Annotated in this window: 17 protein-coding genes; 9 read left to right on the top strand and 8 right to left on the bottom strand. The window is 49.3% G+C overall.

Translation table 11 applies throughout. From position 1 onward, the window contains the following. Positions 1–44 precede the first annotated feature (44 nt). Together ACPXXB_RS05640 and ACPXXB_RS05635 are read right to left on the bottom strand one after the other, a co-directional pair. The gene (locus ACPXXB_RS05640) at positions 45–1,412 is read right to left on the bottom strand and encodes a glutamine synthetase family protein (protein WP_423910373.1); all 1,368 of its coding nucleotides are present in this window, start codon (positions 1,410–1,412) and stop codon (positions 45–47) included. 40 nt (positions 1,413–1,452) lie between these two features. Beyond that, positions 1,453–2,349 (bottom strand): DMT family transporter, encoded by an 897-nt coding sequence (locus tag ACPXXB_RS05635; protein WP_423910370.1) that lies wholly within the window; start codon positions 2,347–2,349, stop codon positions 1,453–1,455. A gap of 271 nt (positions 2,350–2,620) precedes the next feature. Between ACPXXB_RS05635 and aceE the strand changes: the two genes are divergently transcribed. The 3 genes from aceE to lpdA are packed head-to-tail and all read left to right on the top strand — an operon-like array spanning position 2,621 to position 8,523. Further along, positions 2,621–5,308 (top strand): pyruvate dehydrogenase (acetyl-transferring), homodimeric type, encoded by a 2,688-nt coding sequence (gene aceE / locus ACPXXB_RS05630; RefSeq protein ID WP_423910368.1) that lies wholly within the window; start codon positions 2,621–2,623, stop codon positions 5,306–5,308. Positions 5,309–5,317: 9 nt separating this feature from the next. Further along, entirely contained in the window at positions 5,318–6,661 is a 1,344-nt protein-coding gene (gene aceF, locus ACPXXB_RS05625; RefSeq protein WP_423910365.1) for a dihydrolipoyllysine-residue acetyltransferase, read from the top strand. Positions 6,662–6,708: 47 nt separating this feature from the next. Beyond that, positions 6,709–8,523, top strand: a complete 1,815-nt coding sequence (gene lpdA, locus ACPXXB_RS05620) for a dihydrolipoyl dehydrogenase (RefSeq protein WP_423910362.1) — start codon at positions 6,709–6,711, stop codon at positions 8,521–8,523. Positions 8,524–8,734: 211 nt separating this feature from the next. On the opposite strand, the gene ACPXXB_RS05615 is transcribed toward lpdA, so the two are convergent. Then, positions 8,735–9,097 carry a hypothetical protein gene (locus tag ACPXXB_RS05615; RefSeq protein ID WP_423910359.1) on the bottom strand — a complete coding sequence of 121 codons (363 nt, stop codon included), beginning with the start codon at positions 9,095–9,097 and terminating at the stop codon, positions 8,735–8,737. Between the two features lie 182 nt (positions 9,098–9,279). Between ACPXXB_RS05615 and ACPXXB_RS05610 the strand changes: the two genes are divergently transcribed. The 5 genes from ACPXXB_RS05610 to ACPXXB_RS05590 all read left to right on the top strand — a co-directional run bounded on the left by ACPXXB_RS05610 (position 9,280) and on the right by ACPXXB_RS05590 (position 15,046). Further along, on the top strand, positions 9,280–9,576 hold the full coding sequence (locus ACPXXB_RS05610; protein WP_423910356.1) for a hypothetical protein: 297 nt from the start codon (positions 9,280–9,282) through the stop codon (positions 9,574–9,576). Positions 9,577–9,623: 47 nt separating this feature from the next. Then, complete coding sequence (locus ACPXXB_RS05605) at positions 9,624–11,966, top strand: efflux RND transporter permease subunit (RefSeq protein ID WP_423910353.1); 2,343 nt, start codon at positions 9,624–9,626, stop codon at positions 11,964–11,966. Between the two features lie 29 nt (positions 11,967–11,995). After that, entirely contained in the window at positions 11,996–12,814 is an 819-nt protein-coding gene (locus tag ACPXXB_RS05600) for an outer membrane lipoprotein-sorting protein (protein WP_423910351.1), read from the top strand. A gap of 14 nt (positions 12,815–12,828) precedes the next feature. Beyond that, positions 12,829–14,034 (top strand): hypothetical protein, encoded by a 1,206-nt coding sequence (locus tag ACPXXB_RS05595; RefSeq protein ID WP_423910348.1) that lies wholly within the window; start codon positions 12,829–12,831, stop codon positions 14,032–14,034. A 220-nt stretch (positions 14,035–14,254) separates the two neighbouring features. After that, positions 14,255–15,046, top strand: coding sequence for a phytanoyl-CoA dioxygenase family protein (locus ACPXXB_RS05590; RefSeq protein WP_423910345.1), 792 nt, complete (start codon positions 14,255–14,257; stop codon positions 15,044–15,046). A gap of 471 nt (positions 15,047–15,517) precedes the next feature. Here the strand turns inward: ACPXXB_RS05590 and recO are convergent, their stop codons facing one another. The 5 genes from recO to lepA are packed head-to-tail and all read right to left on the bottom strand — an operon-like array spanning position 15,518 to position 20,552. Next, positions 15,518–16,246, bottom strand: coding sequence for a DNA repair protein RecO (gene recO / locus ACPXXB_RS05585; RefSeq protein WP_423910342.1), 729 nt, complete (start codon positions 16,244–16,246; stop codon positions 15,518–15,520). Positions 16,247–16,281: 35 nt separating this feature from the next. Continuing rightward, positions 16,282–17,190 carry a GTPase Era gene (era, locus tag ACPXXB_RS05580; protein ID WP_423910339.1) on the bottom strand — a complete coding sequence of 303 codons (909 nt, stop codon included), beginning with the start codon at positions 17,188–17,190 and terminating at the stop codon, positions 16,282–16,284. 13 nt (positions 17,191–17,203) lie between these two features. Further along, positions 17,204–17,890: a ribonuclease III gene (gene rnc, locus ACPXXB_RS05575; RefSeq protein ID WP_423910336.1), complete on the bottom strand. Its 687-nt coding sequence runs from the start codon at positions 17,888–17,890 to the stop codon at positions 17,204–17,206. 1 nt (position 17,891) lies between these two features. Beyond that, positions 17,892–18,701 (bottom strand): signal peptidase I, encoded by an 810-nt coding sequence (lepB, locus tag ACPXXB_RS05570; protein WP_423911001.1) that lies wholly within the window; start codon positions 18,699–18,701, stop codon positions 17,892–17,894. Positions 18,702–18,746: 45 nt separating this feature from the next. Next, positions 18,747–20,552 carry a translation elongation factor 4 gene (gene lepA / locus ACPXXB_RS05565; RefSeq protein ID WP_423910998.1) on the bottom strand — a complete coding sequence of 602 codons (1,806 nt, stop codon included), beginning with the start codon at positions 20,550–20,552 and terminating at the stop codon, positions 18,747–18,749. Positions 20,553–20,802: 250 nt separating this feature from the next. On the opposite strand from lepA, the gene ACPXXB_RS05560 reads away from it, so the two are divergent. Then, entirely contained in the window at positions 20,803–21,762 is a 960-nt protein-coding gene (locus ACPXXB_RS05560) for an NAD(P)-dependent oxidoreductase (RefSeq protein ID WP_423910333.1), read from the top strand. Positions 21,763–21,800 lie beyond the last annotated feature (38 nt).

The following is a 21,800-nucleotide window of genomic DNA, read 5'->3' as shown; positions in this document are numbered from 1 at the left end:
CGATCGCAGCGGTGTTCTCGGTGCATATTTTATCTCAGGCAAGTTCACAGATACCAACTGGTCTCGCTGTGACCGCTTTCGATGAAAGCTTGGTACTCTTTCAACTTGCAACTGCTGTATGCGTTCAGGTATTGCTGGCCGAAATAGCCGGGCAAAATCTTGCTGTGGCGGCATTTCTCAAAGGCGCTTTGCGCATCGAACGGCATTCCCGGATGCAGTTGCTGGCCAGCATTTCCCGAAGTCGGTTGACCCGCATCAATGTGGTTGCTGAGGCCGTGGTGAATACCAGCCAGCAACGCCGCCAGGGTCAAATAGGGATTGGCGTCGGCGCCGGCGACACGGTGTTCGATACGGCGCGCGCTGCCCGAACTTTTAGGAATGCGAATAGCCACCGAACGGTTTTCATAGCCCCAACTCGGGCTCACCGGCACATAACTGTTGGCGACGAATCGCCGATAGGAATTGACGTTGGGGGCAAATATCGCCATCGATTCGGCCAGGGTTTGCCTGAGCCCGCCGATGGCGTGCCTGAGCTGCGGGCTGGCGGGTGTGCCGTACGTATCCTCTTGGCCGCCGCCATCGAATACGTTTTCTCCATCGTCGTTGAGCAAACTGATGTGCAGGTGCAGTCCGCTACCGGAGCGCGCCACATAAGGCTTGGCCATGAAGGTGCCTTGCAGTCGGTGTTTTCTGGCCACGCACTGAACCGCACGGCGGAACATCACGCATTGATCGGCCGCTTCAAGTGGTTGGTCGCTGTGGCGCAGGTTGATTTCGAACTGGCCGGGGGCGTATTCCGCCGAGATCGCGCCGATTGCTATGCCCTGCCAGGCGCAGGCGTCATTCACCTCGTGCAGATAGTGGCTGAAATCTTCAACCTCATTGATACCATAGACTTGGGTGGCGTCGCTTCGCTGCCCGCTGAGCGGCGCCAGCGGCGGTTGGATGCACTCGCCGTTGTCGTGCGCCGGGTCGAGCAGATAGAACTCCAGTTCAAACGCCACCACCGGCCTGAGTCCCAATTCACCGAAGCGCTCGATAACTCTGGCCAGGACGTTTCTGGGTTCAAAATAATAGGGTTTCGCATTCAGGCTTTGCAGGGTCAGCATCACCTGCGCGGTGGGATAACGCGCCCACGCAGCCGGCACCAAAGTGCCGTCGATGGGAATGGCGACTTCGTCCGGGTCGCCGTCGGAAAACCCCAGGCCCTCTGGATCATGCGAATCGCCGGTGACGGCCAGCAAAACCGACGAGCCGGGCAACATCATGCCGTCGGTGAAAATTTTGTCGGCCAGGTCAATCGGGTAACGCTTACCACGAATCACGCACGACAAGTCGCATAGAATGGCGTCGAGATACTGCGTCTCTGGATGCCGCTTCAGGTATTGGTCAAGGGGTGTGTAGTTGGTCAAAGTACGGGTGCTGGTTGTAAAAAGGTTAGGTGTTACGGCGCTAAAGCAACTGTGCGCGGCGCATCAGCTTGTATTCCCGATGGGCGATAAAAACGCCGCTGCCGACGACGATGCCGGCGCCCAGCAGCGTGGCCGGGAAAAGCACTTCGCCGTACAGCAAAAATCCGATGATGATCGCCCATATCAGCACAAAGTAATTGAACGGTTGCAGTATAACCGCCGGAACCAGCGCCAACGACTTGATTAACAGCAGATGGCCGATGATGGATGTAACGCTGATCAGCAATAGCCAGATGGCTTCAGTGGCGGCGACAGGGCGCCAGTAGAAGGGCGCGATCAGCATGGCGCCGGCGAAGCCGACCACGCCCATGTAGAGCAACGAAGTTTCAAAGGAATCGTGGCGCGAGACCTTGCGGGTGAGGATGTTATAGAGCGCGAACATCAACGCCGCGGCCAGGGCGATGGCCGCCGCTGGCTGGAAAACCCCGCTGTCGGGGCGCAGGATAATCAACGTGCCGATGAATCCGAAAAACACCGCGAGCCAGCGACGCCAGCCAACGGACTCCCGCAACAGCGGCACTGACAGCGCGGTGATCAGGAGCGGGAAGCAAGCAAACAGGGTGTGCATTTCAGCCAGCCCGAGAAACTGAATGGCATAGGCGAACACAATAATTTCACCGGACAATAGCAGCCCGCGAAAAATCTGCAGCCACGGCCGTTGTGAACGAAATGCCGTGGCAATGCCGATTCTGCGACTGACATAGGCGAGCGCGAACAAGGCGAAAAAGAAAAACCGCACGGCGACAATCTGCGAAGCGGGCAGGGTTTGCACCAAGTGCTTGGTCAAGGCATCCTGCGAAGCGAAAAACAATGTGGCGATTACCAGCATGACGATCGCCTTGGTGGTCGGGTCGGCCCAGCGATGGCCAGCGGTCATATCGTTTTTGACATGAATAGAAAAACCGCTCTCATTAAAGTATAAAATTAAAGTACAGAGATGACCTGAACAGTCTAATCGACCTCCCTGTGGTAGTGCAATATGTTTCTGAACCTATACAGTGCCAACGGTTTCTGGGCTTGTGCGGGCGCTCTTAATGCGGGTGGCGGTAGCTATCGGGGATTGAACTTTTGTTGATTTTTGAGGTATTTTAAGTTGACGTGTTACACTATCGCTTATGTTTAATAAGACTAATTAAGGTATAGGGTTTATGTCCGACAACGAAAGGCTAATCGATACCGATGCGACAGAAACCAGTGAATGGCTTGATGCGCTTTCCTCGGTCATCGAAACTCAGGGGCATGAGCGCGCGCATTTCTTGATTGAATCGCTGATTGATACGGCGCGCCGCTCTGGCGCCCATATCCCGTATCGGGCCAATACCGCTTATCTGAATACAATTCCGGTGCATCAGGAGCAGCCAAGTCCCGGGGACCACGGCCTGGAAAGGCGAATTCGTGCCTTAGTGCGTTGGAATGCCATGGCCATGGTGATCCGAGCGAACCGTATTTCATCGGAATTAGGCGGGCATATTGCCAGTTTTGCGTCTGCCGCCACCCTTTATGACGTTGGATTTAATCATTTCTGGCGAGCCGGCGTGTCTGGACAAGACGGGACCGAACATTTAGGCGATATGTTATTTATTCAAGGACATTCTGCGCCGGGAATTTATGCGCGCGCCTATCTGGAACGGCGATTGAACAAGGAAGACTTGCGATTATTTCGTCAGGAAGTGGATGGCACCGGCCTTTCCTCCTATCCGCATCCCTGGTTGATGCCAGACTTCTGGCAATTTCCCACGGTCTCTATGGGGCTCGGTCCGATTATGGCGATCTATCAGGCGCGTTATATGAAGTATTTGCATAATCGTGGACTGATTGACGCCAAAGACCGAAAGGTCTGGGCATTTCTTGGTGATGGCGAAATGGATGAACCTGAATCTACCGGTGCGCTTGCGATTGCTGGCCGGGAAAACCTGGACAACCTGATTTTTGTGGTCAACTGCAACCTGCAGCGACTGGATGGGCCAGTGCGCGGCAATGGAAAAATTATTCAGGAGTTGGAACGCGATTTCCGTGGCGCTGGCTGGAATGTGATCAAGGTAATTTGGGGGGGTTATTGGGACAAATTGTTACAGCGCGACGACAAAGGACTACTCAAGCAACGTATGGAGGAAGCGGTTGATGGCGAGTATCAGGCTTTCAAAGCCAATGACGGCGCCTATGTGCGGGAAAAATTCTTTGGCGACAACCCGGAATTAAAAGCGATGGTCGCCAATATGACCGATGACGATATTTGGCGGTTGAATCGGGGCGGACACGATCCGCATAAAATCTACGCCGCCTATCATGCCGCAATCCGGCATAGCGGTCAGCCAACGGTGATCCTGGCTAAAACCGTAAAAGGTTATGGCATGGGCGAAGCCGGCGAGGGCCAGAACACCACGCACCAACAAAAGAAAATGGGGGAAGAATCCCTGCTGGCATTTCGCGATCGTTTCAATATTCCCTTGACCGATGAAGAAGTCGCCAAAGCGCCGTTTTATCGCCCGGGAAAAGATTCAGTAGAGACCCAATACTTACTTGCTCACCGAGAAAAATTAGGCGGATTTTTACCGGCCCGCCGAAGTCTGAGCGCGCCAGCGCTTAAATTGCCGGCCTTGTCAATTTTTAAATCTCAGTTGGAGGGCACCGGTGATCGAGAAATTTCCACCACGATGTCATTCGTGCGCATCCTCTCCGCTCTGGTACGAAACAAGGAACTTAAAAATATTATTGTTCCAATCATCCCCGATGAATCGCGGACCTTTGGCATGGAGGGCATGTTTCGGCAATTGGGAATTTATTCTCCCAAAGGACAGTTATATGAACCGGTGGATTCCGAGCAGTTGATGTTTTACCGCGAAGATAAAAATGGGCAAGTGTTGCAAGAGGGCATCAATGAAGCGGGGGCCATGTCTTCGTGGATTGCGGCCGGCACGGCCTATAGTAATCATGATATATGCACCATCCCGTTTTACATTCTCTATTCCATGTTCGGCTTCCAGCGCATCGGTGATTTATGTTGGGCCGCTGGCGACAGCCGCGCGCGTGGATTCATCATGGGCGGCACCGCCGGACGCACCACGTTGGCCGGGGAAGGTCTGCAACACCAGGACGGGCATAGTTTAATCCTGGCGGCAACGGTGCCCAATTGTATTTCCTACGATCCGACTTATTGCTACGAACTGGCAGTCATCATCCACGATGGTATGCGGCGAATGTATCAACAGCAGGAAAGCGTTTATTACTACATTACCGTAATGAATGAAAACTATACCCATCCTGAAATGCCAAACAATGCTAATGAAGGCATTCTGCGTGGTATGTATTTACTCAAGCAGGTGGGCAAGAAGAAAAATAAAAACAAAGTGCAATTGCTGGGCAGCGGGACCATATTAAGGGAGGTTGAAGCTGCGGCACAAATGCTGGATACAGAATTTAGCATTAGCGCGGACATTTGGAGCGTAACCAGTTTCAATGAATTAACCCGTGACGGGCAGGATGTGGAGCGTTACAATCGACTCCATCCTGATGAAAATCCGAAACAAAGTTATGTGGAAATGTGCATGGGAAACACCGAAGGCCCGGTGATTGCCACAACCGATTATATGCGATTATACGCCGAGCAAATTCGCGCCTTCGTTCCCAATCAATACTATGTGCTCGGTACCGACGGTTATGGACGAAGTGATACACGGCAACAGCTAAGAAAATTTTTTGAAGTCGATCGTCACCATGTCACGGTCTGTGCCTTGAAAGCGCTGGCCGACCAGGAAGCCGTAACCAATGAACAAGTTGAACAAGCCATCGCCAAGTATGGCATCGACCCGGAAAAACCCAACCCGGTAACGGTGTGATAGAAATCAATGGCTGAAGTAAAGGTTCCTGATATTGGTGATTTCGATGCGGTTGAAATCATTGAAATTTTAGTGAGCATTGGGGATACGGTTTCCGCGGAAGACCCGTTGTTAACCCTGGAAAGTGACAAGGCGGCTATGGATATACCTGCGCCGGGCAAGGGTATCATCACCGCTATTAGTGTCGCTGTCGGTGATAGCGTATCCGAAGGAACGGTGATAATGCACATTGACACTGTTAGCGATATTGCTGGCGAAGTTGCCAGCCAGGTGGTTCAAAAGCAAGATGCTCAAAAGCCAGCCGAAAAAGAAGTCCAAACAGCCGACATTAAACAACCCGCCAATGCGGCTGTGGAAACGCCGGTGACTGAAGCACATTCCCCGGCACACACCCCTGCTTCCAGCTTACCCACTGCAATGGAAAAATCCGACGGCGCGCTTCATTCCAATCCGCCTCATGCCAGCCCGGGGGTACGCAGGTTTGCCAGAGAACTTGGTGCAGATCTAAGTCAAGTCGGCGGCAGCGGGCCGAAAGCACGAATTCTTAAACAGGATGTCATTGCCTGGGTCAAACAAAAACTTTCATCGCCATCAACTGCCAGTGAAGCAATCGGCTCTGGAATCCCGCCCATGCCTGATGTTGATTTCTCCCAGTTTGGGGGAATTGAAACCATCAAGTTATCCCGAATTAAAAAATTGTCCGGCCCCCACCTGCAACGCGCCTGGTTAAATATCCCCCATGTTACGCATCATGATGAAGCGGATATTACCGAACTCGAGCAGTTTAGAAAGTCGTTAAAAGACGAAGCGGAAAAAGACGGCGTAAGAATCACATTGCTGTCATTCGTAATGAAAGCATTGATTGGCGCATTAAAAAAATATCCCAATGTAAACGCATCCCTTGCTGCCAACCGCGAGGAGTTAATATTAAAAAAATACTACAACATCGGCATAGCGGTGGACACGCCCAATGGACTCGTGGTCCCTGTAATCAGGGATGTTGATCGAAAAAGTGTTTTTGATTTGGCGAGAGAGATGGCGGACATTAGCGAACGATCAAGAGATGGAAAACTAAAACCCGATGATCTTAAAGGCGGATGCATCAGTATTTCCAGCCTGGGCGGCATTGGCGGAACCGCCTTCACGCCTATCATAAATGCCCCAGAAGTAGCCATACTGGGCGTATCGAGATCGAAGATGATGCCGGTGTGGAATGGAGAATCATTCGACCCCCGACTAATCTTGCCGTTGGATTTATCTTACGATCATCGCGTCATTGACGGGGCGGAAGCGGCCAGATTTGTCGCCTATCTCACTCAATCTTTTGGGGATATCCGCAGACTGTCTCTGTAAGCCCCGTCTCTATAAGATAAGTGCCAATTTGTTAGCAACCCTTATTTATGACCGATCTGATTGAAATTAAAACCCCTGATTTGGGCGAGTTTGAAAACGTCCCTGTCATCGAAATTTTTGTGCAAGTTGGTGATGTCATAGCAACAGATGACCCCTTGATCGCTATAGAAAGTGATAAAGCCACAATGGAAATTCCTGCCAGCCATAGCGGTGTCATTAAGGAAATGAAAATTGCGGTTGGCGATGAAATTTCCTCGAATCAAGTTTTGTTAGTGATCGAACCAAGCACCGCCGCAACCGCTGTGGTGAAAGAATTCGCGGAACAATTCGTGCAACAATCGGCGCCGGTTAAAAGCGAATCCGCGAATCCGCCTGACCATGCCCCAGACCATGCCAAGTCTGGTGCACCGACATCCAAAGCCGCGGCCAAAGCAGGGGAATGTATAAATGGCGATAAGCATGCCACGTTGGTGGTATTGGGGTCTGGACCAGGTGGCTACACCGCAGCATTCCGCGCCGCGGACCTTGGACTCGATGTTATCTTGATCGAGCGCTATGAAAATCTGGGCGGGGTTTGTCTCAATGTTGGCTGTATCCCATCCAAGGCGCTTCTGCATGTCGCAAAAGTTGTCACTGAGAGCGAGGAGTCTAAAGAAATTGGGCTCATTTATCGCCCGCCCGAAGTGAATATAAAGCAAACGCTTAAATGGAAAAATGGCATTGTCAATCAGCTGACTCAAGGGCTGGTTGGCTTGGCCAAAAAACGAAAAGTTACGGTTATTCATGGCCTGGGGCAATTCATAAGTCCAAATATGCTTGAAGTTACCTCCGACTCGGGAACTGAATCGGTCTCATTTGAAAATGCAATTATTGCGGCTGGATCACAACCGATTGAAATACCGGGCTTCCCTCATGATGATCCAAGACTGCTGGATTCAACCAGCGCATTAGAACTGGACGATATACCTAAAAAACTGCTTATTGTTGGTGGCGGCATCATTGGCTTGGAAATGGCAACCGTTTACCATGCGCTGGGAAGCAAAATCAGCGTCGTGGAAATGTTGGATGGACTTATGGCCGGCGCCGACCCGGATTTGGTTCGGCCATTGCAAAAACGAATTAAATCTCAGTACGAAAATATTTGGCTACAAACCAAAGTCACGCAGATGAAAGCGCTAAAAAATGGCATCAAAGTCAGTTTTGAAGGAAACCAAGCACCGGAAAATGAAACCTTTGACAAGGTGCTGGTGTCGGTTGGCAGAACGCCCAATGGCAATAGAATAAATGCACAAGCAGCCGGTGTCAGTATTTCAGAGCATGGATTTATAGCGGTTAATGATCAACAACAAACCAATATTCCGCATATCTTTGCCATCGGCGATATAGTGGGTCAGCCGATGCTTGCACACAAAGCGGTGCATGAGGGCAAGGTGGCTGCTGAAGTCGCGGCAGGATTAAAAAGCGGGTTTGATGCCAGAGTGATTCCGAGCGTGGCTTATACCGATCCAGAGGTGGCCTGGGTTGGCGTCACCGAAACCGAAGCCAAAACACAAGGCTTGGACTATGGGAAAGGCGTTTTTCCTTGGGCCGCCAGTGGACGATCTCTGTCTCAAGGCCGCAGTGAAGGGGTGACCAAACTTCTTTTTGATAACCATACCCATAGACTCATTGGCGCTGGAATCACCGGCAGCAATGCCGGGGAACTTATCGCCGAAGCAGCGCTCGCTATTGAGATGAATGCGGATGCCGCGGATATTGGATTGTCGATACACGCCCACCCTACCCTGGCCGAAACTTTGGGCTTGGCAGCGGAAGCGTTTGAAGGCACGATTACTGATTTGTATATGCCGAAGAAAAAATAATTTATTTCAGGGATCCTCAAACCAATTACATTTATTCGGGGAAATCGTAGGGGCAACCGCTCGTGGCGAATCACTACCCCAACACGGCGCAAACGTGACCGGCCCACACGATCTGAGTACGTCATAGAATATTATATTTGTCCGCGTTTCCCAATATAATTGGGTATCTACTGATGGAGATTGAGCCAATGAAACCAAAGATTATATCCGATCAGTTGCCCAACGTTGTTCTCAGGAAATTAGTTGCACTAACGGTAAATCCATACACAGATATACGTGGATTTATACGTGAAGTTTCGACGATCATGCAAGGTTTACGAAAGTCGGCGCCGAAGTACTGCAAAGTTTTCGAGAATATTAGTTGCAGAAAGGACGCAGGGCCATAAAGTACATATCCTCCGCAACTGCCCAATAGATTAAAGACATTCCAGTTTACTGCAAGAAACAACCGGTTGAGGATAAATAACAGAATAAAACCACCTTCGTAGGCGAGGGGTTTTTGTTGCTGGTGTCCATGCTTACCTGTGCGCCAGTTCTCGCTTATGAAACAAGAAATAATGGTGACTTTTTCCATGATGTTTACGCTCAAGAAAACCACGCATACAGGTTATATATACTATGATTATCTTCCCATCTATAAGTGTTCGCTTCCTTTGAAAATCTGATTAAGAGAACCAACACTACCTTCCCGCTAACTTTCCGAATGATGCGCCAACGAGCGACGAAAAATACGCTCTTAATACACCGAGCAGGTAGATGGCCAAAACAACGCTAAAATACGAGGGCGATATAAATCTCGGCATCGCTTTGATGATGCTGTCTGCCTTACTGTTTGCGCTCGCCGGGACCGCTGTAAAATTTGCCGCCGCACCCGCCGATAAAGTCAATACTTGGAGTTATGCGTCCGTGGTTATCGCCGCAATCATCGGATATTTGGTTTGGGGAGAATCATTGGAAGCATCCGCTATATTAGGAATAGTGTTAGTGATGTTGGGCGCCCATATAACATCAAAGGAAAAAATTCATCGAAATTTTGCAGAAATTTTAAAATGATTGAAACAATGAGATCAAGGTATTAAATTTATTTCAGGTAATTTTCAATGGAACAATTCGCAATCAAGTGGGGAAGTTGGGTTACCCGTAATCGAGTTTTGACGCTGACGCTTTCTTTGATGCTCGCCGTGGCGGCGGCTTCCGGCGTTCAGTTTCTGGGATTCACCAATGATTATCGCGTGTTTTTTTCTGGCGATGACCCCCATTTGCTGGCATTTGAAAACCTGCAAAGCACCTATACAAAAAACGATAATGTTTTATTTGTTATCGCGCCCGAGGACGGCAAGGTGTTCACCCAGGACACTCTGGCGGCGATTTCGGATCTGACCGATCGCGCTTGGGAAACGCCGTTTTCGATCAGGGTGGATTCGCTGTCAAACTATCAGCACACAGAGGCTCAAGGCGATAACCTGATAGTGGCCGATTTGTATGAGGATGCGGATTCCCTAAGCGATGCCGACTTGGCCAGAATTCAGGATATCGCGGTCAATGAGCCTTTCTTGGTGCACCGGTTAATCTCTGCGGATGCCCGGGTTGCCGCCATTAACATTACGGTCGAGACCCCAGGAATTGATGAAGCCACCGAAGGCCCCCAGGTTGCTGAGCATGTTCGGGAGATGCGAAGTTATGTCGAACAAACTTACCCAAACCTGAAGGTTTACCTGACTGGCATCATGATGATGAACCAGGCATTTCCAGAAGCATCGTTGTTCGATATGACCCATCTGCTGCCGGCCGCTTTCGCAATCATACTGTTTCTTGTATTCCTGCAGTTAAGGGGATTGAGCGGTACGGTGACGACCTTCATCGCCATCGCGCTTTCTATAGTCTCGGCAATGGGTATGGCCGGATGGATGGGCATTAAATTGACCCCTCCGTCGATGTCCGCACCCACAATTATTCTGACCTTGGCAGTTGCGGACTGTGTACATGTCCTCGCCAACTGGCTGCAGAAATACCGCAGTGGGATGGATAAGACAGCGTCTATGACAGAAAGCCTGAGAATCAATTTCAGCCCGGTCTTACTGACTTCATTGACAACCGCAATCGGGTTTCTTTCCCTCAATTTTAGTGATGCGCCGCCGTTTGGTGATCTTGGCAACATCGCCGCAATGGGGGTTTTGTTTGCCTGGTTCTACGCTATGACGCTATTGCCCGCTCTGGTTACGTTACTGCCTGCAAGTAATAAGAAGGGCCGGGCTTACGGCGGTGAAATAATGAACACGTTTTCAGGCTGGGTGATTCGCCGACGCGGTATGCTGATGCCAGTGGTCAGTTTAATGATCGTTGGCCTGGTATTGAGTATTCCAAAAAACCAGTTAAATGATGTTTTCGTCAACTACTTCGATGAGCGCATCGAGTTTCGTACCGACACCGATTTCGTTGTGGACAACCTGACTGGCATGTATTTCATCGATTATTCACTGAATGCCGGGGAGTCCGGCGCAATTTCTGAACCGCGCTACCTAGGACAAGTGCAACAATTTACCGACTGGCTTCGGCAACAGCCAGAGGTCATCCATGTCAACACTGTGACCGATGTATTCAAACGCATAAACAAAAGTATGCATGGCGGTGATCCCTCCTGGTACGCATTGCCGGAACAACGTGAAATGGCGGCTCAATACCTGTTGCTCTACGAAATGTCCCTGCCATATGGCCTTGACTTGAACAATCAAATCGATATCGATAAACAACGAACACGGCTCAGCGCGACGCTTAAAACCTTGTCCACAACGAATACCCTGGCATTCGAGGATCGGGCCTCCACTTGGCTGCAACAGAATACACCGGAAATTCACACCACCGGCGCCAGTCCGACCATCATGTTTTCCCATATCGGCATGCGCAACATTATCAGTATGCTGGGCGGCACCGCTTTTGCGCTGGTGGCAATATCGTTGTTGCTGATTCTGGCTTTCAGTTCAGTACGTTATGGTCTGCTGACATTGATCCCCAATATTGCCCCGGCGGCGATGGCATTCGGACTGTGGGGAATCGTGGATGCTGAAATAGGTCTGGGTTTGTCGGTGGTCACGGCAATGACGCTGGGCATCGTGGTCGACGATACCATCCACTTTATGAGCAAATACTTGCGCGCGCGCCGCGCTCAGGGTCTGGAGGCAATCAAAGCGGTTGGTTACGCATTTTCGACCGTGGGCATTGCGTTATGGATTACATCGGTGGCGTTGGCCGCCGGCTTCCTGGTGTTGTCAACTTCGTCGTTTGCGTTGAATGCGGAGATGGGCTTGTTGGTCGCTATCGTAATCATGTTTGCCCTCATCGTTGATTTCCTCTTGCTGCCGGTCTTGCTGATTCGATTCGATCAATGGTTGATTGGTGCCGCGCGGAAAAATTCAGAAATCGAGACCACTACACAGTCGGTATAAATTAATTCAGCATTTCCAAAGGAGGAAAAATGCCTTTCGTAAAAGTTATCGTAAAAACTATCATTGTTGCTCAGCTGTGTTTTCTAACGCTGTTTGGCCTGGCGTTTAATCTGGCGTTTGCCCAGACTGCCGAGCAACGCGGGACCGAAATTGCCATTGCTGCAGACCAACGCGATAGCGGTTGGAAACATATAACCGCCGATATGGAAATGATTCTGCGAAATCGCGCCGGCCGGGAGAGCCGCCGCGAGATTACCAATCGCCAGCTTGAAGTTGACGGTGATGGCGATAAATCGCTGTCTCTGTTCAAACAGCCAAAGGACGTGGCTGGAACCGCTATGCTGACCTTCTCCCACGGTCTGGTCGCTGATGATCAGTGGTTGTTCCTGCCCTCGATTAAGCGGGTTAAACGCATTTCGTCGAAAAACAAATCCGGACCCTTCATGGGCAGCGAATTCGCTTTTGAGGACCTCGCTTCCCAGGAAATAGAAAAATACACCTATAAACTGTTGCGCGAAGAAGCGTGTGGCGAAGGGTACCAGTGTTATGTTATCGAGCGAATTCCCCAATATGAAAATTCCGCGTACAAGCGCCAAATTACCTGGATCGATAAGGTGCAGTATCGAAACATTAAGGTCGAGTTTTATGACCGCAAGGATTCGCTGTTAAAAACACTCGAAATCACCGGATTCAAGGAATACACCGGCGGTTACTGGCGTGCCGACCAGTTCGAGATGACCAACCACCAGACCGGGAAGAGTACCCGCTTGAACTGGACAAATTATGATTTTGAGAGTCCGATGGATGACCAGGATTTCAGTCAAAATGCACTAAAACGATTGCTGTAAGCGATAACCACTTTATGAAAATATTAATCGGGCTGGCATTGCCAGTTGCAGGGTTTGTGTTATTTTTGGGTGCGCCAATCGTACACGGTATTGAATTCGGTTATATCCTGGAGGTCGAGGCGCGTGGCTATACAGAGAACGCTCACAACCCGGCGCGGTTCGACAGCAATTTTGCAGTCAGTATCGAGCCAGAATTCAAGCACAGTTTCAACGGCGGAGATACCCTGTTCACGTTCACGTCTTTTGGTCGATGGGACAATAAAGATCATGCACGGCGGCATATCGATATCCGCGAACTCAATGTGGTTCATGTGGCCGGTAATTGGGAAACCCTGGCGGGATTGGGCAAGGTATTCTGGGGAGTCGCGGAATCCAGTCATCTGGTGGATGTGATTAACCAAACCGATTTTCTTGAGGGCATCGATGGCGAGGACAAGTTGGGCCAGCCAATGTTGCGACTCAGCCGCTCCTTCGACCAAAGTGCATTGACATTATTTGCCCTGCCGGGTTTCAGGGAAAGGAAATTCCTGTCAATTGAAAATCCCATTGCCCTGCCCTGTGAAGTGAATAACAAGCCTGAATACGAATCCGATGACGGCGATGATCATGTTGACTATGCGCTCCGTTTTAGTGGCTATCGGGGTATTGTTGACTATGGACTTTCCTGGTTTCACGGCACTTCCCGCGACCCGATCTTCAATTGCGGTAGTCGGCGGATTCCCTTTTATGCGCTGATTGATCAATATGGACTCGATGTCCAGGCTACAAGCGGTGCCTGGTTGTGGAAACTCGAAGCCATTAGGCGGGAATTTGGCAACAGTATTGCCGCGAATGATTTTACCGCTGTGGTCGGCGGGCTCGAGTACAGTTTCTACGGCATGTCGGATGGGCTGTTCGACCTTGGGGTGCTGGCCGAATACCACCATGACAGTCGGGGTGATCGCGCTACGGTTGTTTTTCAGAATGACCTGTTCATGGGACTGCGTTTAGGGTTTAATGATGCGGAGAGTTCCGAGGTTCTGGCTGGCGCATTTATTGACCGTGACGATCAAACATCCAGCTTCAGGATTGAGGCCAATCGTCGTGCCGGTAAATTTTTTTGGGCGGATTCTCGTATTAGTTTAGAAGCCCAGGCATTTTCAAATGTCGATCCCGACAACATCAGTTTCAGCCTGCGTGATAGCGATTTTGTCCTTTTGTCCTTGGCGCTGTTTTTTTAATGTCGCGCCTTTCTCGCAAACCGGCCGGTCCACGAGGAAAAATCAACCTACAAATGACGAGCGGGGTAGAGGTAGAGACACGGCATGCCTCGTCTCTACGGATTTATAAATATCATGATCTCGACCGGCAATTTTCTGTACAATTCCTATACTCTATCAACCTAGAGTACCAAATGTGGTGGACTTATATACTATTGACTAATCGTTCGAGGATTCGCCCATGCCCGCTACCTTGAAAAGCGACTATGACAAACTGGGGTTTTTGTCCCCGATTGATGTACTCAGCAAGAAACAAGCCCTGCGACACCGGCGATGCGTACAGGATGCGGAGCATCAGATCGGGCCGCTGCATTACCAGGCAAAGGTGCATACCATTTTGCGCTCTCCTTACCAGTTGGCTACTCACTCCAACATCCTCGATCTGGTGGAGCAAATTCTGGGTGCGGACATCCTGTTGTACAACACCACTTATATCATCAAGGAAGCCAACACGCCCGCCCATGTAAGTTGGCATCAGGATCTCACCTACTGGGGGCTGGATGGCGATGGGCAGGTATCGGTATGGTTGGCGTTATCGCCCGCCGATGAACAAAGCGGCTGCATGCGCATGATCCCTGGCAGTCATGCCGCCGGACCGAGGAAGCACGACATTTCGGTCGAGGACGAAAACAACGTGCTGTTCCAAAGCCAAAAGGTGCACGGCGTGAATGAGCGGGACGCGGTGTATTGCCCACTTAACCCGGGCCAGGCTTCATTTCATCACGGCTGGACCCTGCATTCATCCCTGCCCAACCGCAGCGACGACCGGCGCATCGGACTCAACATCCAATACATCGCTCCCCATGTGCGGCAGACCAAACTGCCGGGCTTCAGCGCGTTGCTGGTGCGGGGGCAGGATCGGTTTCATCACTATGAAGAGGAGTCGCCGACAACCCGGGACCTTGACCCCGCGGCGCTGGTCTGGCGCGAGCAAAAGGACCGACTGCACAAACGCATCGCCGCCACCGCCTGACCCTGCGGCGGCGGACGACGACAACGGGCAACGGCAGTGCGCCGCCTCCAGGCGCCGGCGCACCAAGCGGCGCAGTTCGGGCGGGGCGAGGTGACACGGCCTGTCGGCGAAGATGCCGTAGGAGCCGCCCACCAGCGCATCCAGTTGCCGGTCGCTCATTTCGCGCACCGTGCTCGCGAGAGTCGCGTATACGCGTATGCGGTCACTGGAGCGCGCGTGATAGGTGACGCGCAACTGGCGGCGAAGGAACAGCGCCGATGACACCGCGCGAAACACCTCGTTGTCCACCCGACGCGCGTGGATGACCTGGCATAATCGGTATATGCGGTCGAATTGTCGCATCCGCCAAGTATATACTTCGGCGAAGCATGGAATACACAGACCTCTTTTTTTAACTAAATCCAGAGCCGCCGGCGATTCAGAAATTTCTGTCTATTCACTACAGTTTAGGCAATTAGACATCGGCTTGGTTTAGTATTCATTTGAAATCTGCTCTCTATAGTGTTTCATTTCCCGCATCACCCTTCTCGAACGCAACTCTTTTCCATTTAACTGGATATCAATAAGCAAACGGGTAAGCCGTCGCGCCTGGGACCGATCCTGAGCTGAGTTAAATTCTTCATTTTGTAGCGCTATTAGCGTGGAACCGGAAATAATATCGCCTTGTTCCTTATTGGTCGCTATCGGACCCTTCTGCGGGACATATTGATAACTATGCTCTTCTGCAATGGTTTCTCCGCTTTCAGCGTCATGGTCGAGTACCAGTCCAAAGCCAATTTCCTGGAGCAAATATTTTTCGAATACACGCAACACCGAATTTGGATTTTTTTTATCTGTTAATTGAAAAATTGATTTATCATACTTGTCATACAGCAATTCATGGGGATCATGACGGTGCAGAAGTTTTAAAATAAGTTCGTTTATGTAGTAGCCACAAGCGACTCTCGAAGCATCCAGTTGCGGACAGAAGCCGATTTGTTCGATTGAAGTCAAAATAGGCAAATCCCCTTTTCCGGTCCAACTTAGCAGCAATGGTTTAAAGGGTAGAAACAACCCCTGAACCTGATATTTTTTTGTTCGGCAACCCTTTGCAATTAACGTTAATCTGCCAAAATTCCGAGTGAATATTTGAACCAACAAACTGCTTTCTCGATAAGACTGGCGATGTAATATATAGCCGGATTGTTGATTGACCTTCACTGGGCGGATTTACTTCAGGTTGCTTCGGGATGCCGCTAGTTTTCGGTGTACCCAAGAGAGTGTAACAGCGCGGCTCTGTCGGCCCATCCTTTCTTCACTTTGACCCAAAGGTTGAGATAAACTTTTTTATCAAATGACCTTTCCATCTGCTTTCGTGCGTTCATGCCAATGGTTTTAAGTTGTTGCCCCTGTTTACCAATTACGATGGATTTTTGCCCGATTTTTTCTACCCAGATAACAATATCAATACACAGAACGCCCTTCTCATTGGTTTCAAATTTATCAACTTCAGCCGCGATTGCATAAGGCAACTCCTGACCGAGAGTCATAAATATTTGCTCCCTAACCAATTCCGCGGCCAGGAACTGTTCAGAACGATCGGTAATCTGATCCTCTGGAAACCCGGCCGGGCCTGCCGGGAGATGCCGGGATACCGTTTTTAGGAAGTCATTTATTGGTTCCAGCTTGAGGGCCGAAATGGGCAGAATTTCAACAAAATCGTGTCTATTTTTCGACTCCTGAATCAGGGGTAATAATCTGGATTTGTCTTTAAGCCGATCAATTTTATTGATTAACAAAATGACAGGTGTATTTTTTGATTTGGCATGCCTGAAAACCTCGGACAGGGATTTCGACCATCCTTTATAGTCAATCATAAATAATATTACATCCACGTCGGACATACTGCGGATAGCCGTTTTATTAATCACTTTGTCTAAGCTATTTCGTCGGTTTTTTCGCTGGTCATTGTGCAATCCCGGCGTATCAACAAATACAATCTGGAATTCGGGTAGCGTTTTAACACCTAAAATTCTATGCCGTGTAGTCTGCGGTCGCCTGGAAATAATAGATATTTTTTGGCCAATAATTCGGTTTATCAGTGTAGATTTACCGACGTTTGGTGGGCCAGCCAATGTTGCGAATCCAAAACGATGATGAGCCATGATGCTTGACCGGTTATTTGTTTAAGGCTTCGACTGCAAGTGCTGCCGCGCTCTTCTCTGCTTTTTTGCGGCTATTACCCGTCGCAATGAATACCGATTCAATCCCTGGAACTTTGCACGACACCGTGAAAGTTAAACTATGGGCTTTGCCAGACTGAGCGATGACCTGATAGACTGGCAGTGATAATTCTTGCTTTTGCAGGGTTTCCTGTAAAAGTGTTTTACTATCTTCCAGTTCAGCAGGTTTGATGGTTTTGAGTAGGTCTTTGTATAATTTTCCTAAAACATTTTTTACTGCCGACATCCCGCCATCCAGATAAAGTGCGCCCACCACCGCCTCAAATGCATCGGACAAAATAGAATCCCGATTGTAACCACCGCTTTTTACTTCCCCGCTCCCCATGATCAAATGGGCCGGAAAATTCAAATCTCTTGCAAGAATTGACAATGTTTTTTGACGCACCAGAGCAGCACGCATTTTGGTTAAATCCCCTTCGGGTAGTTTTGGGAACTGGTGATAGAGAAATTCCGCGATGACACACCCAAGAACACTGTCTCCCAAGTACTCCAAGCGTTCATTGTTCGGGCTTCCCACACTCCGATGTGAGAGCGCTTGGACCAATATCCTTGGATCCTTGAATTTATGCCCTAATTTTTTTTCCAGAGCCAGGCACTCTATAGCGGCTGAATCACTAGACATGCTACTCAATAAAATTCCCAATTCGACTCCATTCCACACCGCCGCCACTCAGACTTTTCCAACTGAACCAGATGAAAAATGCACGGCCTACCACATTATCTTCGGGCACAAATCGCCAGTATCTACTATCATTGCTGTGGTCGCGGTTGTCGCCCATTACAAAATAATGACCTTGAGGGACAATTACCCGATCTAGATCTCTTGATTTACGGGAGCCATCCAGCAGAATCTTATGTGTAGAGTCGTCTATGGTTTCGATTAATTGATCGGCTGATTTCCCCTTTAGTTTCACTTGTTTGTATGCGTACCTGCCGTCATCTTCGGTCTCAATCGGCTGCCCATTGATTGAAAGTTGCTTGTCTTTATAAGTGAGAGTGTCGCCCGGCAGTCCGATCACGCGCTTGATAAAATTCAATTTTGGATCAATGGGATATCTGAATACCATCACATCTCCCCGTTCCGGGCTGCTTACTGATAATACTTTTTTATTGATAACCGGCAACCGAATGCCGTAGGAAAATTTGTTGACTAAAATAAAATCGCCGATATGCAAACTCGGCAACATTGAGCCGGACGGGATCCTGAATGGTTCAACGACAAAAGATCGAAGTAAAAATACGACCAGTATCACGGGGAATAAAGCCCAGGCGTATTCAACAATAATCGGTTCTGATCTTATTGCATTTCCTGCTGTATCCAGCCTGGGTAAATCACGGCTTTTCCCTTTAGAGAAAATTTTATGCGACAGGATAATGACACCGGTCGCCAACAATGCAATAAACAAAATAAAAGAAAAATCCACAGATAACACCTGCAAGTTAAATAGTTAACCTGAATAGTAATTGTTTCATTGCAGTTAGTCTCGCTCTACCTGTAAAATAGATAAAAAAGCTTCTTGAGGTATTGCAACTGAGCCAATTTGTTTCATTCTTTTCTTACCGGCTTTTTGTTTTTCCAGCAATTTACGTTTTCTGGTGATATCGCCGCCGTAACATTTTGCTGTTACATTTTTCCGTAATGCTTTAACCGTTTCTCGAGAGATGATTTTAGCGCCAATGGCAGCCTGGATGGCGACATCAAACATTTGCCTGGGAATTAGCTTTCTCATTCGTGCAACCAATTCCCTAGCACGATGTTGGCTTTGCTCTTTATGTACTAATACCGCCAGGGGTCCTACTTTTTCACCATTAATGAGTATATCCACCTTGACCATATTAGCGGGTCGGCTTTCAATAAACTCATAATCCAGCGACCCATAACCTCGACTAACGGATTTTAGATGATCAAAGAAATCTACCACCACCTCATTCAACGGCATTTCAAATTCCAGCATCACCTGACGACCATGGTAATGGATATTTTTCTGAATACCGCGTCTTTCAACGCACAGCGAAATTACCGCGCCGACATAGTCATGCGGCACCAGAATCCGTGCGATCAAATAAGGCTCTTTAATCAACTCAATTTTTGACCGATCCGGTAAATCCGCCGGATTATCAATAAACAGCACTTCACCATTGTTCTGAAGTATCTCATAAACGACTGTGGGTGAGGTTGTAATTAGTTCAAGTTGGTACTCCCGCTCCAGGCGTTCCTGCACTATTTCCATATGCAGCATACCTAAAAATCCGCACCTGAACCCAAACCCCAGAGCCTGGGATGATTCAGGTGCAAATACCAATGATGCGTCGTTCAAACTCAGTTTATCCAACGCAATTCTGAATGATGCAAAATCAGCATTGTTAATAGGATACAGCCCTGCAAATACAGTGGGTTTAACTTTTTTAAAGCCCGGCAATGGTTGATCAGCGGGCTGATTTGTTAAGGTTATGGTATCCCCAACTCGTGCTGATTTAATCTCTTTCAACCCAGCAATCAAATAACCCACATTCCCGGCCGACAGTTTTTCAACATTGATCGGCTTAGGCGTGAATACGCCAATATTTTCGACCTGATAATCCCTCATCGTTGACATCATTCTGATACGGGTGCGCCCGGTGTTCAAGACCCCCTCCATAATACGAATCAAAGAAACCACACCAAGATAATTGTCGAACCAGGTATCAATTATCAGCGCGCGCAACGGGGCATTTTCGCTGCCGCGGGGCGGTGGCAACAAGGTCACTATTTGTTCGAGCACACCCTCTACGCCCTGCCCGGTTTTTGCGCTTACTGATAAGGCAGCATTACTGTCAAGTCCAATGACCTCTTCGATTTCCTGAAGCACCCGAGCGGGCTCGGCTGCGGGCAAGTCAATTTTGTTAAGCACCGGGATTACGGTTAATCCAAGATCCACAGCGGTATAACAATTAGCCACAGTCTGAGCTTCAACGCCTTGCGCGGCATCAACCACCAACAAAGCGCCTTCACAAGCAGTTAATGATCGGGACACCTCATATGAAAAATCCACATGACCGGGGGTATCGATCAGGTTGAGTTGATAGATTTGTCCATCGTTTGCCTGGTATTGCAGGGTAACGCTTTGTGCTTTTATCGTTATGCCGCGCTCCCGCTCCAGATCCATTGAATCAAGAACCTGTTCTTTCATTTCCCGCTGGTCCAAGCCGCCACAAAGCTGAATGAATCGATCGGCCAAGGTGGATTTGCCATGATCGACATGTGCAATGATAGAAAAATTTCTAATCCTGGAGGGATGGGGAATGTAGGGGGACCCAGACATAGTTGACAAAGCTTACAAAGCGGCTAAAAATAAATAGAACATAGCGGAATGTTGGAATCAGGCGCGGATAACGGGCTAATGCAACCACGGCGTGCACAGATTAAAGTGCACGGATTTTACCCTAATCCGCACAAGTGTTACGACAACTTTGGTAATATCCAACTCCCCAAAGCCACACAAATAATTTAGACTCTCAGGAACTTTAACCTATAGCGACATATGCAATATAAACATGAAAATACTTATCGCCGACAGTTTTCCAGAATCTTATCAATCGGAATTAGTCAAAAACGGCCACCAGATAACCTCGAATCCTTCGCTGCAAGGAGACACACTAACAGAAGCAGTCGGCAGCCACGAAATCCTGATTGTTCGCAGCACCAAAGTTGATGCCAATACTTTAGACGCAGGGAAGTCGCTTAAACTGGTTATACGCGCCGGTGCCGGCACCAATACCATAGACAAAGCACATGCAGCTGAAAACGGCATTCGTGTTTGTAATGTGCCTGGAGCCAATGCAATGGCGGTTGCAGAACTGGCTATCGGTCTGATTATTTGCATCGACCGCAACATTCCAAATAATGTCAGCGACCTTAAAAATAAGGTGTGGGCCAAGAAAAAATACTCAAGCGCCCGGGGTTTATATGGTCAAAAACTGGGACTCCTCGGGCTCGGCGCAATTGGATTAGCGGTTGCTGAACGCGCTGATGCATTTGGTATCCAGACACACGCCGTAGCAAAACCCGGTCGTTCAGAAGACACCGAAAAACGCATCAGCGATATCGGCATTAGACAACTTGAGTCTGTGAACGAGCTGCTGTCAACCTGCGATATTGTTAGTTTGCACCTGCCCGTTACCCCCGAGACCAATAAGATGGTTGACAAAACATTTTTAGCCACAATGAAGGACGGTGCGACGCTAATCAATACTTCCCGGGGCGATTTGGTTGATGAAGCAGCCCTTATCGAGGCAATCGAGACTAAAGGAATTCGAGCGGGGCTGGATGTCTACGACAATGAACCGGGGGCGGGAGACAACCGTTTCGACTCGGCAATCGCTTCTCATCCCGGGGTATGCGGCACCCACCATATCGGTGCCTCGACCGAGCAGGCGCAAATGGCTGTGGCCGAGGGCGTACTTCAGGTTGTGCAGTCATACCAACAAGGTAATTTACGAGATTGCGTAAATTGATCGATCCATGATCGATTCAGGTAATAAACCAGCATAAT

This window comes from Candidatus Spongiihabitans sp., assembly GCF_965237845.1.
In the GTDB taxonomy this organism is placed as follows: Bacteria; Pseudomonadota; Gammaproteobacteria; order Arenicellales; family Poriferihabitantaceae; genus Spongiihabitans.
Note: the sequence above shows the minus strand (reverse complement) of the source record. Positions and strands in the feature narration are given on the sequence as shown.

Coding starts and splice junctions, on each gene's coding strand:
- ACPXXB_RS05635 (WP_423910370.1), bottom strand. CDS start 2,349: ATGACCGCTGGCCATCGCTGGGCCGACCCGACCACCAAGGCGATCGTC.
- aceE (WP_423910368.1), top strand. CDS start 2,621: ATGTCCGACAACGAAAGGCTAATCGATACCGATGCGACAGAAACCAGT.
- aceF (WP_423910365.1), top strand. CDS start 5,318: ATGGCTGAAGTAAAGGTTCCTGATATTGGTGATTTCGATGCGGTTGAA.
- lpdA (WP_423910362.1), top strand. CDS start 6,709: ATGACCGATCTGATTGAAATTAAAACCCCTGATTTGGGCGAGTTTGAA.
- ACPXXB_RS05615 (WP_423910359.1), bottom strand. CDS start 9,097: ATGGAAAAAGTCACCATTATTTCTTGTTTCATAAGCGAGAACTGGCGC.
- ACPXXB_RS05610 (WP_423910356.1), top strand. CDS start 9,280: ATGGCCAAAACAACGCTAAAATACGAGGGCGATATAAATCTCGGCATC.
- ACPXXB_RS05605 (WP_423910353.1), top strand. CDS start 9,624: ATGGAACAATTCGCAATCAAGTGGGGAAGTTGGGTTACCCGTAATCGA.
- ACPXXB_RS05600 (WP_423910351.1), top strand. CDS start 11,996: ATGCCTTTCGTAAAAGTTATCGTAAAAACTATCATTGTTGCTCAGCTG.
- ACPXXB_RS05595 (WP_423910348.1), top strand. CDS start 12,829: ATGAAAATATTAATCGGGCTGGCATTGCCAGTTGCAGGGTTTGTGTTA.
- ACPXXB_RS05590 (WP_423910345.1), top strand. CDS start 14,255: ATGCCCGCTACCTTGAAAAGCGACTATGACAAACTGGGGTTTTTGTCC.
- era (WP_423910339.1), bottom strand. CDS start 17,190: ATGGCTCATCATCGTTTTGGATTCGCAACATTGGCTGGCCCACCAAAC.
- rnc (WP_423910336.1), bottom strand. CDS start 17,890: ATGTCTAGTGATTCAGCCGCTATAGAGTGCCTGGCTCTGGAAAAAAAA.
- ACPXXB_RS05560 (WP_423910333.1), top strand. CDS start 20,803: ATGAAAATACTTATCGCCGACAGTTTTCCAGAATCTTATCAATCGGAA.